The sequence below is a fragment of the Bradyrhizobium arachidis genome, from assembly GCF_015291705.1.
Classification (GTDB): domain Bacteria; phylum Pseudomonadota; class Alphaproteobacteria; order Rhizobiales; family Xanthobacteraceae; genus Bradyrhizobium; species Bradyrhizobium arachidis.
In genome coordinates, this window is record NZ_CP030050.1 from 8,982,045 (window position 1) to 8,994,381 (window position 12,337).

Here is a 12,337-nt window from a genome sequence, read left to right on the forward strand (position 1 = left end):
AGAGCCATATCGCACCTGCGTTGGAATCTCAATGCGTGATGAGGATCGCGGACCCATCAACGTGTCATTCCGGGATGGTCCGGAGGACCAGACCCGGAATCTCGAGATTCCGGGTTCGATGCTTCGCATCGCCCCGGAATGACGGTGTGTGACTTCAGACCTCGACAATCACATAACTGTCTTCGACATGCACCGGAAACGTCTCGGCGACATACGGGCCCTTCTGGAGTTCCTCGCCGCGCTCCACCGCGACCGGATATGATCGGATCTTGACGCGTTTCGGGTCGAACCAGGACTGGCCGTTGCGCATGTCGAATTCCCAGCCGTGCCAGGGACAGCGCAGCATCTCGCCGACGCGCGAGCGCTCATAGACGCCCGGCTCCGGCGAGGTCAGCCGCGCCACGCAGGCCGCTTTCTCCAGCGGCGCGCCCTCGTGCGGGCAGCGGTTCAGCAGCGCGAAGAACTCGCCATTGACATGGAACACGACAATGTCACGCCCGGCGATATCGACGACCTTGTTGCCGCCGGGCGGGATCTCCGAGGTGGTGGCGACGATGTGACGAGCCATGTCCTCTCAAAACCTTCAGAACTTGTAGACCGCGCGGGCATTGCTGCTGAATATCTTCTTCCGCTCGGCCTCGGTCAGCGGCGTCTTGAAGGCGAAGCGCGGATCGTCGAAGTCCCAATGCGGATAGTCCGACGAGAACAGCAGACGGTCGATGCCGACCCATTCGATCAGCGCGCGCAGATGTCGCGCCTCGTCGGGCTCGTCGATCGGCTGGGTCGTGAACCAGAAATGCTCCCGGACATATTCCGACGGCTTGCGCCTGAGGTGCGGCACTTCGCTGCGGAAGCGCTCAAAGTGCTGGTCCATGCGCCACACCGCCGACGGGATCCAGCCGAAGCCGCCCTCGATGAAGACGATCTTCAGTTTTGGAAACCGCTCCGGCACGCCCTCGATGACGAGGCTCGCAAGCTGCGCCGCGATGGTGTGCGCGTTCGACTGGTGCTCCTCGACATAATAAGACGGCCAGCCGCCGCCGGTTGGCGCGTGGCCACCATAACCGCCGACATGGATGCCGAGCGGCAGGTCGAGCGCCTGCGCGCGCTCGTAGATCGGCCAGTAGCGGCGGCGGCCGAGCGGCTCGTTGGCGCGCGGCGAGACGTTGATCTGGATGTATTCGCCGATCTTCGCACAGCGCTCGATCTCGGCGATGGCAAGGTCCACGCCATCCTGCCCGACCAGGATCGAGGCCTTCAGACGCGGATCGCGATGTGACCAGAACGCCAGCTGCCAGTCATTGATGGCGCGCTGGATCGCGGCGCCGAACTCGAGGTTCTGCTGCGAGAAGATGAAGAGGTCGAGCACCTGCAAAATGCCGAACTCGACGTCGAGCGGATCGAGATGCTGCTTCTGCATAAAGGCGAGATCGGAGCCGGGCGGCCCGCCGGTCGGCGGCCAGGCGTCGCGCCGCGCGATCAACGGCGAGGACCGCGGATAGGGCGTGGTAAAGAGATACGGCGTACGCAGATGGCTGCCATATTCCCGCAAATGCTGCTGCCAGCGCTTCGGCAGGAACTCGTTGAGATCGTCCGTCGAGCGCAGGCTTGGATGCACATCGCAATCAACGATGCGCAGCCGCGTCGCGGTGGGCTTTTCGTCGTCACGCAGCGGACGGTCGATGACCTCACTCATGCGATCCTCCTGAATTAGTTGGCGAGTGACAGCCGCGGAAACGTCTCCAGCGGATTGTCGACACACATCTTTGCGATGATGCTCTTCGGCAGATTCGGCGGGATCGGATCGTCGCCGTCGAACTGCCAGTGCGGATAGTCGGACGCGAACAGGAACATCTTCTCGGAGCCGATCTGGTCGATGATCTCCTCGACACTTCTGGCGTCGCCGGGCGCATCGAACGGCTGCATGGTGACGCGAAAATTCTCGCGGATGATCGCGGCCGGCTCGCGCTCGACCCACGGCACCTCGACACGCACGCCGCGCCAGGTCTTGTTGGCGCGCCACATGAAGGCCGGTAACCAGCTCACGCCCGATTCCATCAGCACGACCTTGAGGTTCGGGAACTTGCCGAACACGCCCTCATAGATCAGGCTCAGGATCTGGGCCTGAAACGCCTGTGCCTCGACGAAGTAATATTCGTAGCGGTGCGACGGCCAGCCGGCCGAGCTCGGCGCCTGCCGGTATTGCGTGCCGGCATGGATCGCGAGCGGCAGCTTGTACTTCTCGGCGAGCTGGTAGACCGGCCAGAAATGCCGCCGTCCCAGCAGCGTCTCGCCCTGCGCCAGCACCAGGATGGAGACGAAACGGTTGTCGCCGGCGCGGCGCTCGATCTCCTCGATGGCGAGATCCGGCGCTTGCATCGGCACCACGATGGAAGCGCGCAGGCGCGGGTCGCGCGACAGCCATTCGGCGGCGATCCAGTCGTTGATCGCCTTGCAGAAGTCGGCCGCCATATAGGCGTCGAACACGGCCTGCGCACCGTAGAGCACGTTGAGGATGGCGTGGCTGGCACCGAGCTGCTCGAACGCGCCCTTCTGCACCATCGCGAGATCGGAGCCGGGCTTGGCGCCATTGGCCGGCCGCCAGTCGGCGCGGCCCGAAAACGGCATGCTCGGCGGATAGGAGGTAAGATCGAGCCCGTCGATGGCGCGGCTCACCACCTGCTCTTTCCAGTGATCGCTGAGATAGGGAAGCAGCGTCGTGCGTGTGCCACCAACCGCCGGGTGGATGTCGCAGTCGATCCGCGTCGCCGCCATGGAGCTTCCTCGCGCAGGTCTTATTGGCGGCGTTCTTTGTGCGCCGCATGCGCAGAGTGCCCCTGCCCGCTTCGGCGCGCAAGAGCGCACGCCCGCGTGATCCGTCATGGCTCGGTTGCATCTCGCAGGCGCGATATGAGGCGCGACGGCGCTAGACGATCAGTTGATCGACCGGCAACCGGAAATGTCGCGGCGATGTCGATGCCGAGGGACGGCCGACGCGGAACACATTGACGAGACGCACTTCGTCACTGAGCCGCGCCATCGCGCGCAGCCTGTCATTGAAGGCGGGATGATCGGCCAGCGACGACATCGGACAGGCTTTGAGGCCCGCGCGATCGATCTCCAGCCATGCCCGATAGAAATGGCGGCCGCTCAGAAGCGGATCCTCGCCACGCGGGCGGCAGAACAGGATCATGGCCGCCGCCGATTGCGTCTTGGCATGGTCGGACAGCAGGGGCGCCGCGAGACCGAGCCTGTCGAGCAGCGGGAACAGCGGACCCAGCACGAGGCGGGCGCCGACCGCCTCGATCGCGTTCATCGCAAGCGCCTCGCGATTGAGGCCGCTTTGCAGATAGAGGGGATCATTCGGCGACAGCCGCATCCATGTCAGCAACTCGCGCCGGAAATCAGCCGCACGAATGAAGGACAGTTCGGCCTCGTCCGCCCAGGCCGCGATGTCCGCGACCTGTTTGCGGTCGCGGATGCAAACGAGATCGTCGCGTGAGGCCGTGAGCTCTGCGAGCGATGCCTCGTCCTGGGACGATGCGGCGAAAGTGCTGCGCCAAGACATCCGCCGTGGCGCGTTGTCCACCAGCGGATCGGAGGTAGCACCGCTGCCGATCGTTAGCCTGCACACCACCGCATGGGGTGAGGTGGATTTCTGATCATCAATCGCAACGTCGGCAATCGACAGTCCACGCCGATTGAGCGCGAGGCTCATCCCCTCCAGCGCCGCGCCGTGCGAAACGCGCACATCGTGGCCGGTGGGATCGGCGACGGGTGCCCGCACCGTGGTGTCGTCGACCAGCGCCAGCCGGCCGTCGGCGAGCATCTGCCAGCGCGTCGGCTGAATGTTGTGAACGCTCGGCGCCAGCCGCGCCTCCGCGACGAGCTCGCGCAACAGATCCGGCGTCAGGAGGCTCATGACGCCGCCAACGGCTTGGTGTACAGATGCAGCCGGTGCAGCGGCCTGGCGCCGACCTTCTCGGCCTGATGCAACGAGGCGCCGTTGACGTCGGCGATCCAGGTTCCGCCGAGCGTGCGGTAGCCGGCCTCGCGCAGCGCCAGCGCGGTGCGATAGAGCATCGCGCCGTTGAGCCCGCGATTATGCAAATCGCGGCAGACCGACTGGTAGATCAGGACGGCGCGGGTGTTGCTGAAGCGGTGCTTCAGGAAACGAAACGGCGCCGACAGTCCGATCCGGCCCCCGACCGACTTCACCAGCGGATTGAGATCGGGGATCGCGATGATGGCGCCGGCCGGGCGGCCGCGGTGATAGACCACGGTCGAGATCCGTTTGTCGATGACCCACATCATATCGCCGGCCTGGAACAGATATTCGGCGGCTGTCGGCGGCACGAACATGGGGTTCTCGGCAAAGCCGTCATTGAGGATCAGGCGGGCGTCCTCGAGGCGCACCTTGAACGCGGAGCGTTTGATCGGCTGCCAGACGAAATCGGTGTCAGCGAGCACCGCGCGCTGCTTGTCGCCGAGCAGCTGCTCCGGCTGGCCCTGGTCCAGCGCGATCTCGAACGTCGTCATCGGGAAGACCGCCTTGTAGCCGGCGCGCGCGAGATGACGGGCGATGTGCGGCGCGCTCCACATCATGTCGGTGAAGGGCGCCTTGTCGAATCCATCTGTCATCACGCCGATCTGTTGCATCGCCGTGAGATTGAAATTGCCTGATATCGCCGTCATGCCGCGCTCGGTGAGCCAGCGTTCCGCCGCATGCAGCAGCGCATCCGCGACCTCGCCATCGTCGACGCAGTCGAAGAACCCGAACGCGCCGTCGCGCGTGCCATGCTTGCGATTGGAGGCGTCGTGGATCGAAGCAGCGATCCGCCCCATTGGCCTCCCGTCGCGATGCGCGGAGAACAGCGCGTAGCGGCCATGTCCCTCGGTGATGAAGGGATTCTTGGCGCGATCGAACATCCGGTCGAAATCGCTCCACAGCGGCGGCACGTAGGGACTGTCCGCGCCATAGGCATTCAGCGCAGCATCGAATGCGGCCCTGCGGTCGCCCTCGCGAATCTCCAGCGTCATGCGGCCTCTGGTGTGAGGGTGAGCAGCCGCTGCACCAGGGTGAGCGCCGTTTCGGTGGCGGGATCGGCCGAGGTAACGGGCACCGCCAGCGCGATCAGCTCGATCGGATCCTGCCCCAGCGCAATCACATGGGTGGCGCTGTGCGCCGTCATCAGCGACGTCATGCGCTCGACCGCAGGATGGGTGAGCGCCAGTCCCCACGGCGCCTCGGAACGGCGCAGCACGCGCGACGTCACCAGGAGCTCATGGAGCAGCGGCGGATCGTAAGGGGCGAGGTCGACGGCGCGAAAGCGCCGCGCGCTCTCGAAGATCGGATGGCGCGCGAGCTCGGCAATCAGCTCGGCGCGCGTCTGCGCGGGGGATCCGGCCATGGAGTTAAGCAGGCCCGGCTCCTGCGATTCGAACAGGGCTCGAAGCGCGTCGGTCATCATGCCGATGGTGAGCACGCCGGCCACTGCGACCGCGCAGAACCGGATCACCTGCGCCGCATCGACGTCCCCTGCCATGAAGGCGGCGGCAATGCCGAGCAGGGCCGAGCTCGCTAGCCGCACCGTCATCAGCGTCAGCCCGTGCCGCCGCGTCTCCGCGCCGCCGCCAGCGATCAGCATGACCGTGACCGTGAGCAGCGCGCCAAGTGCGCCGAGCCGAACCGGAATGTCCGGCCACAGCGTGCGGAAATCGGTGAGGATGAAGGGCAGCACCAGCAGCGCGCCGACGGCGAGCCGCCCGATGCTGCGGTTTTCGGAACCCATCAGCTCTGTCCGGTCGCGCCGCGCCAGCAGCAGGCCGCAGGTCACGAAGCCCACGAGCTGCAACAGCGCCAGCGCAATCGCGTAGGGTTTTGCGAACTGCTCGAGGCCGAGCGCGCCGCCGAGCCCCAGCACCACGGCGCCGGCGAGCGCGGCGATCTTCACCGCGCGCGGCGCATGCCGCCGCAAGATGCCTTCGGTCACGATCAGCGCGCCGAGCGGGATCAGCGCGGCCGGCAGCACCGACAGGCGATCGAGCAAGACGCTGCCGGTCCACCACGCTGCACCGCGGATCAGGAACAGCGAGGCAATCACGCCGAGTGCGACCAGCAGCCGGTGCGTCAGCGGGCTGCGGGGATCGCGCCGGTAGAACGTCATCATGGCCACGGCAAGGCCGATGGCGCCGCACAGATTGACGATGGAATCGGCGATCGCCCCCGCGCTCATTTGCCACCCGCAAGTTCGGCGATGGCGCGGCGGACCAGCGGGCGCATCAGCGCGGCCACGATGGCATTGCGCGGCTTCTCGATCGCGGGCCGGTGCGGATTGAGGAACCAGCCGCGGCAATCGGTGCCCGACTTGCGGCCAATGATGAGCGCGATGGCCTCATAGGCCATCAGCATGCCGGTCGAGATCACCATGGGCGCGAACGACATCCGGCTGCGCCGCCCGGCGGCGACCTCGCCCGCGATCTCGAGATCGACATAGTTGCGCGAGGACGAATGCAGCATCACGTGCTCGATCTCGGCGAGCATCGCCGCGCGCCGATCGGCCTCGCTGATCTCGCGCCAGTCCTTGTTCCGCGTCGGATAATTCAGACGCTCTTCGGGCCTCGGATCATCCGGGCGCACCACGATGACCGACGGCAGCGGCGACATGTAGGCGTCGATCACGGTGGCCGCCGCATCCCGCGCCGTTCGATAGAGGTGCACGCCGGCCGCGATGTCGTCCATGCCGTTGACGATCACGGGACAACGCTCGGCGATGCCGGAGAGCTCGCTGGTCCAGCTTTCGCCGAGCACGTCGATCTCGATGGTCGGATTGATGCGCCTCGCCGCCTCCGCGGCGACGTCGGCCTTCTCGCGGCCGACCTCGTCGGCGAAGGCAAACACCTGGCGGTTCAGGTTCGAGACCTCGAACCGGTCGATGTCGGCGATCACGAACTTGCCGACGCCGGCGCGTGCGAGCGCCATGAATGCCGCGCCGCCCATGCCGCCGACGCCACAGACGAACACGCGCGCCTGCCGCAGCAATTGCTGCTCGCGCTCATCGATGAAGCCGAGATTGCGGCCGGTGAAGGAATAATAGTCGAAATTCATCGCCCGCCCTCTGCATCGCTACGGCGCGGCCTCAGCGAGCCATACGCGCGGGTATCGTCCAGCCAGTAGACCAAAGGCAGCACCAGCCGTTGCAGCGCGAGCATCGCCGACGCTGCGAGCAGCGCCGGCAGCGAGCCATGCGGCACCTCGCTCAGGACGTAGCGCCGCGCGCCGGCGAGATCGATGCGGCCGAGCTGGAGCACGTCGTCGCCGCGCGCGTAATCAAGCTCGCGCTCGCAGAAATCGTTGTAGATGGCGTTGCGGTGCTTCGGCGCGGACTCGAAAGTCTTCTTCAACGCGTCCGAACCGCCGGTATAGGCGTTGGTGATGATCGAGCGCGCCTCGTCAAAACCCGCTTCCTCGCCGACGCCGAACACGGCGCGGTGACGGGCCAGAATGCCGCGCGCAAGCTGCAGATGCGCAAAGCTCTGGCGCGCGCCGGGCAGCGGCGACGGATACACATCCGAGAACGTGTCGCTGACCATGCCGACCACCGACGGCACTTGGGTGACGTTCGAGATCCATTTCGGACGCAGCCCGTCACGGGCGAACAGCACCAGGGCCGTCAGTCCGTAGAGCACCCAGGACAGGCCCTGCCCGCGGACGTCAGGGTCGACCATCACGAGCCCGAGATGGGTGACCTCGACCGGCCGGCCGTCGAGCGCGACGTCCATGACCGACAGCGCGTTGAAGGCGATCGGGCGCCCGCTCTCCTCCTCGCAGATCAGCGTGACGATGGCGCACGCCAGCCGCTCCGGCTCGCCTGAGAAGATGCCGTAGGTCAGGCTGTCCTGCGGCAGCGTCTTGGCCGCGACGATGCGAAGCTGGTCGACGAGCGTATCGAGCTCCGCGCGAGGCAGCGACAGCCCCGGCGATTCGATGATCCGTGTGCGCAGTCCCGGAGATGTTCGCAAGCTGAGATCGATGGTCGGCTGCGACAGCGCGCCGAGCCAGAAGCCGGCCTGTCCGCGCAGCCTGGCGGCTATTGCACCGAGCTTCGCAAAACCCTTCTTCGCGCGCGGTGCCGATTCGCCGTTTTCCAGAGACGCCATCTGCCTGCCCTCGATCGGGCGATCTGTGCGCTCGCACGTATTAAGGAGCGATAAGCTCAACCTGGCGCTGTCGCCCCAGGGTAAATGAAACCTTCAGAGGCACCCGACAATTTCCCTTTCGGCGCGGGAGCAGCGGAGCACATTGCTCCGCCGCTCTTGCTCGTTGCCGGGTTCAAGCCGCTGTCTCAAGCCGCCTTGGAGACCTCCATCAGCAGCCGCTCGGCCTTGGCATCCTCGATGCGGTTCATCAGCCGGCTGCTCTCGTGATTGTCGCGCACGGTCTTGGTCAGGGTGACGCAGGTCTGGATCAGCATCACGATGCCCATGGTGAGATAGCCCTTCATCCAGAGGTCGATCGGCAGGAAGAAGACGCCGAGCGCAACGAGGAAGGCGGAGGCTGCGAAGGACGCGTAAGTGAAGGTCACCCAGGCGCCGCTGTGGGGTTGGCCGTTCTGGTTCATGATGGTCTCCTGTTGGTTCGAATGATGATGGGGTTTGAGAGATCGGGTTCGAGATCAGGCAGTCGGGGTGCGCTTGGACTTCAACCGCGCCAGCACGTCGTCCGCGGTCGTCTTGAGCCGGGGGCCAAAACCCTGCTCGGCGAGTTTCTCGGCGGTCGCGAGCGGACCGGTGGCCGCGTCGAGCTCGACCAGTGCGTCGTCAGCCGCCTGGGCCTCCAGCTGGCGCTCGCGCAGGCGCCGCAAGGTGCTCTCCGCCTCCGGCAGCGTGGATTCGTAAGGGCGTGCTGCCTCGATACCGCTGCGGCGAAGCGAGCGCACCGCTTCCGAAGCGCGGGCGACGCGACGGCCGCGGTCGAGCTCGGTGATGCGGGCCTGCGCATTCGCCACATGCCGCTTCAGCCGAACGATCTCGGTCGCGAACAGTGCGCGGGCCGTCATCGCCGCATCGCGGTCGGCCTCGAGCCCTGCGATGGCTTCGGCCGCTTCCTTGGCGAGATCCTCGCGGCCGCCATCGAGCGCCGCAACCGCGCGCGTCTCGAGATCGGCGATACGGGCGACGGTCGCCTCGAGCTTGCGGCCTTCCTGCTGGTCCTGGGCGATCGCCAGCGCCAGCGTCCGCTTGCTGCGCTCGACGGCCGCGGCCGCATCGCGCATCTGCTGGTCGAGGATCAGAAGGGCCGTCCGGTCCTCCAGCTCCTCGCCCGCGGCGGCCACGCTGCCGCGGAAAAGTGTCACTACGGTCTTGAACATTGGCTGCTCCCTGTTATGAGCGTTGCTCACAAGCGCTTTGTAGCACATCTTGAGCGTCGCTCAAGATAAATTTGAGCAACGCTCACAACCTTGGTTAACAAATGTCTAAAGCCTTGGAACGTCGAGAGAAACTTCGGGCCGACCTGATCCTGGCGGCAGAACGGATGATCGCAAGCCGCGGATTGGCCGGCCTGAAAACCCGCGATCTCGCCCGCGAGATCGGCTGCGCCAATGGTGCGGTCTACAATCTCGTGGCCGATGTGGACGAGCTGATCCTGCGCGTCGGCTCGCGCACGCTGCTTCGCCTCGACGAAGCACTCAGCGCGGCGGAGAGCGCGGGCGAGCCATCGCCGCAGGAGACGTTGGTTCGCATCGCGATCGCCTATTGCGATTTCGCCGCGGAGAATCTCGAACTCTGGCGCGCGCTGTTCGAGCACCGCATGGAGGCCGGCAAGGCCGTGCCCGACTGGTCGATCGACGACCAGATGCAGCTGTTCCGCCACATCTACCAGCCGCTGGCCGTCCTGTTTCCAAAGCGCAGCCCCGAGGAGCTCGGCATCACCGCACGCAGCCTGTTCTCGGCCGTGCATGGCATGGTGGCGCTGGGGCTTGAGCAGAAGCTGGTCGCAGTTCCCCTGCCGGCGCTGCGCAAGGAGATCGCGGGCCTCGTGCGTGCGATGATCGACGGGATGATCGCGCGGGCGGCGTAGAGAGTGCGCGGCAAAACGACCGGCTGACTAAAATTTCGCCTGTCGCATCGCGCACGCCGCCCTTAGCCTTCGTGGCGGAACGTCCCCTTGTCTCGCTCCGGAGTCTCCCATGCCCCTCCTCATCCGCGGCGGCACCGTCGTCAATCACGATCATTTGCGCCGCGCGGACGTGCTGATCGACGGCAAGACGATCGTGGCGATGGGTACGTCGCTCGAGGCCCCCACTGGCGCCGAAATCATCGACGCCGGCGGCGCCTACGTCATGCCGGGCGGAATCGATCCGCACACCCATCTCGAGATGCCGTTCATGGGCACGGTGACCGCCGACGATTTCGAATCGGGAACGAAGGCGGCGCTCGCCGGCGGCACCACGATGGTGGTGGATTTCTGCCTGCCCGATCCCGGCCAGTCGATGCTCGCGGCCTATCAGGAGTGGCGGCACAAATCCGAGAAGGCGGTGACCGACTACGGCTTCCACATGGCGGTGACGTCTTGGTCGAAGCAGATCCATGACGAGATGGAGACCGTGGTCAAAACCTACGGGGTCAACACCTTCAAGCATTTCATGGCCTACAAGGGCGCGCTGATGGTGAACGACGACGAGCTCTACAACTCGTTCGCGCGCTGCGCCCATCTCGGCGCCATGCCCGTGGTCCATGCGGAGAACGGCGACGTGGTCGCGTTGATGCAGGATGCGCTGATCGCGCGCGGCGTCACCGGCCCCGAAGGCCACGCTTACTCCCGGCCGCCGGAGGTCGAGGGCGAAGCCACCAACCGCGCCATCATGATCGCTGATATGACGGGCACGCCAGTCTATATCGTGCACACCAGCTGCCGCGAGGCACATGAGGCGATCGCCCGGGCGCGGGCGGCTGGCAAGCGCGTCTATGGCGAGCCGCTGATCCAGCATCTGCTGCTCGATGCCGACGAATACCAGAACAGGGACTGGGATCATTCCGCTCAGCGCGTGATGTCGCCGCCGTTCCGCGACAAGTCTCACCAGGACAGTCTGTGGGCCGGCCTTCAGTCCGGCTCGCTCCAGGTGGTCGCCACCGACCACTGTGCCTTCACCACGGAGCAGAAGCGGTTCGGGCTCGGCGATTTCAGGAAGATCCCGAACGGCACCGGCGGCCTCGAAGACCGACTGGGGCTGCTCTGGACCGCGGGCGTCGCCACGGGACGGCTGACCAAGGAGGAGTTCGTCGCGGTCACCTCGGCCAACATCGCCCGCATCCTCAACATCTATCCGCGCAAGGGCGCGGTCGCGGTCGGCTCGGATGCCGATATCGTGCTGTGGGACCCCAAGGCGAGCAAGACCATCAGCGCCAAGCGGCAGATGAGCAAGATCGATTACAATGTGTTCGAGGGCTTTGCCTGCACCGGCGGGCCGGCCGCGACGCTGTCGCGCGGCCGCGTCGTCTGGAAGGAAGGCGATCTGCGCGCCGAGGCCGGCGATGGGCGTTACGTCGAACGTCCCGCCTTCTCGCCGGTGCATGTGGCGAATTCAACCTGGAAGGAGCTGACCGCCCCGCGCGCGGTCGCACGCGGCGCGGTGACGCCGTAGTTGCTCAGGCCGCCTTGCCCGCCCGCAACCGGTCCAGCACCGGCAACAGCTCGGACGGATCAGGACGATGAGTATAGTCCGGGTTCACCTCCGCATAAGCAATGATGCCGTCGCGACCGATGACGTAGCGCGCGGGCATCGGCAGCACCCAGGACGGGTCATCGTTGAACGTCGGCAGATCGTTCTTGAATGACTTGTAGAGCGCGACGAGAGCTTCCGGCAGTGCGAAGCGAATGCCGAAGGCGTCGGCGACCTCGCTCCTGACGTCACTCAGGATCGGGAACGACAGCTTGTTGTCGCGCTCGGACTTGCGGCTGTTCGGCGCGGTCTGCGGCGAGATCGCAACCAAGCTCGCGCCGTGCGCGGCGATCGCCGGTAGCGCCTCCTGGAGCGCCTGGAGCTCGAGGTTGCAGTAGGGGCACCAAACGCCGCGATAGAACGACACGACCAGCGGTCCCTTCGCGAGCAGATCGCGCGAGGCGACCTGCTTGCCGTCGGGATCTTTGAGGATGAATTCCGGCGCGGCGTCGCCGGCCTTCTTCGCGCGCTGCGCCTGGCCGCTGGCGATCAGTTCGGCGGTGGCGCGGTGCATGGTGTCCAGCGCCTCCTTCGTCGGTTTGATCGGAAAGCGGCCGCCTTCGAAATCGGCTTTGAAGGCGTCGAGTCGGTCTTGCAGGGCCATGGGAAACTCC

13 protein-coding genes are annotated in these 12,337 nt (G+C 65.9%); 2 read left to right on the forward strand and 11 right to left on the reverse strand.

Annotated elements, in window-relative coordinates:
- Nucleotides 1-154: 154 nt before the first annotated feature.
- The 10 genes from WN72_RS42440 to WN72_RS42485 all read right to left on the reverse strand — a co-directional run bounded on the left by WN72_RS42440 (nucleotide 155) and on the right by WN72_RS42485 (nucleotide 9,371).
- A complete protein-coding gene (locus tag WN72_RS42440) occupies nucleotides 155-568 on the reverse strand; it encodes a Rieske (2Fe-2S) protein (protein WP_092215746.1) in 414 nt (137 codons plus the stop codon).
- Between the two features lie 15 nt (nucleotides 569-583).
- Nucleotides 584-1,696, reverse strand: coding sequence for an amidohydrolase family protein (locus WN72_RS42445; RefSeq protein ID WP_027562957.1), 1,113 nt, complete (start codon nucleotides 1,694-1,696; stop codon nucleotides 584-586).
- Between the two features lie 14 nt (nucleotides 1,697-1,710).
- A complete protein-coding gene (locus WN72_RS42450) occupies nucleotides 1,711-2,775 on the reverse strand; it encodes an amidohydrolase family protein (protein ID WP_092215743.1) in 1,065 nt (354 codons plus the stop codon).
- 151 nt (nucleotides 2,776-2,926) lie between these two features.
- Nucleotides 2,927-3,922, reverse strand: coding sequence for a nitroreductase family protein (locus tag WN72_RS42455; RefSeq protein ID WP_092215741.1), 996 nt, complete (start codon nucleotides 3,920-3,922; stop codon nucleotides 2,927-2,929).
- The gene (locus WN72_RS42460) at nucleotides 3,919-5,040 is read right to left on the reverse strand and encodes a GNAT family N-acetyltransferase (protein WP_092215740.1); all 1,122 of its coding nucleotides are present in this window, start codon (nucleotides 5,038-5,040) and stop codon (nucleotides 3,919-3,921) included. Before WN72_RS42460 ends, WN72_RS42455 begins: the two co-directional genes overlap by 4 nt.
- On the reverse strand, nucleotides 5,037-6,236 hold the full coding sequence (locus WN72_RS42465) for a hypothetical protein (protein ID WP_092215738.1): 1,200 nt from the start codon (nucleotides 6,234-6,236) through the stop codon (nucleotides 5,037-5,039). The genes WN72_RS42460 and WN72_RS42465 overlap by 4 nt, the downstream gene beginning before the upstream one ends.
- Entirely contained in the window at nucleotides 6,233-7,108 is an 876-nt protein-coding gene (locus WN72_RS42470) for a HesA/MoeB/ThiF family protein (protein ID WP_092215735.1), read from the reverse strand. The genes WN72_RS42465 and WN72_RS42470 overlap by 4 nt, the downstream gene beginning before the upstream one ends.
- A complete protein-coding gene (locus WN72_RS42475) occupies nucleotides 7,105-8,160 on the reverse strand; it encodes a hypothetical protein (protein WP_092215733.1) in 1,056 nt (351 codons plus the stop codon). The genes WN72_RS42470 and WN72_RS42475 overlap by 4 nt, the downstream gene beginning before the upstream one ends.
- 185 nt (nucleotides 8,161-8,345) lie before the next feature.
- A complete protein-coding gene (locus WN72_RS42480; RefSeq protein WP_027562950.1) occupies nucleotides 8,346-8,621 on the reverse strand; it encodes a YiaA/YiaB family inner membrane protein in 276 nt (91 codons plus the stop codon).
- A 54-nt stretch (nucleotides 8,622-8,675) separates the two neighbouring features.
- Complete coding sequence (locus WN72_RS42485) at nucleotides 8,676-9,371, reverse strand: PspA/IM30 family protein (RefSeq protein WP_092215731.1); 696 nt, start codon at nucleotides 9,369-9,371, stop codon at nucleotides 8,676-8,678.
- 101 nt (nucleotides 9,372-9,472) lie between these two features.
- Here WN72_RS42485 and WN72_RS42490 point away from each other — a divergent pair, with 101 nt between their 5' ends.
- Complete coding sequence (locus WN72_RS42490; RefSeq protein WP_092215729.1) at nucleotides 9,473-10,081, forward strand: TetR/AcrR family transcriptional regulator; 609 nt, start codon at nucleotides 9,473-9,475, stop codon at nucleotides 10,079-10,081.
- 109 nt (nucleotides 10,082-10,190) lie between these two features.
- Entirely contained in the window at nucleotides 10,191-11,645 is a 1,455-nt protein-coding gene (hydA, locus tag WN72_RS42495) for a dihydropyrimidinase (RefSeq protein ID WP_092215727.1), read from the forward strand.
- Nucleotides 11,646-11,649: 4 nt separating this feature from the next.
- On the opposite strand, the gene WN72_RS42500 is transcribed toward hydA, so the two are convergent.
- Entirely contained in the window at nucleotides 11,650-12,327 is a 678-nt protein-coding gene (locus WN72_RS42500) for a peroxiredoxin-like family protein (RefSeq protein WP_092215834.1), read from the reverse strand.
- Nucleotides 12,328-12,337: the final 10 nt, after the last annotated feature.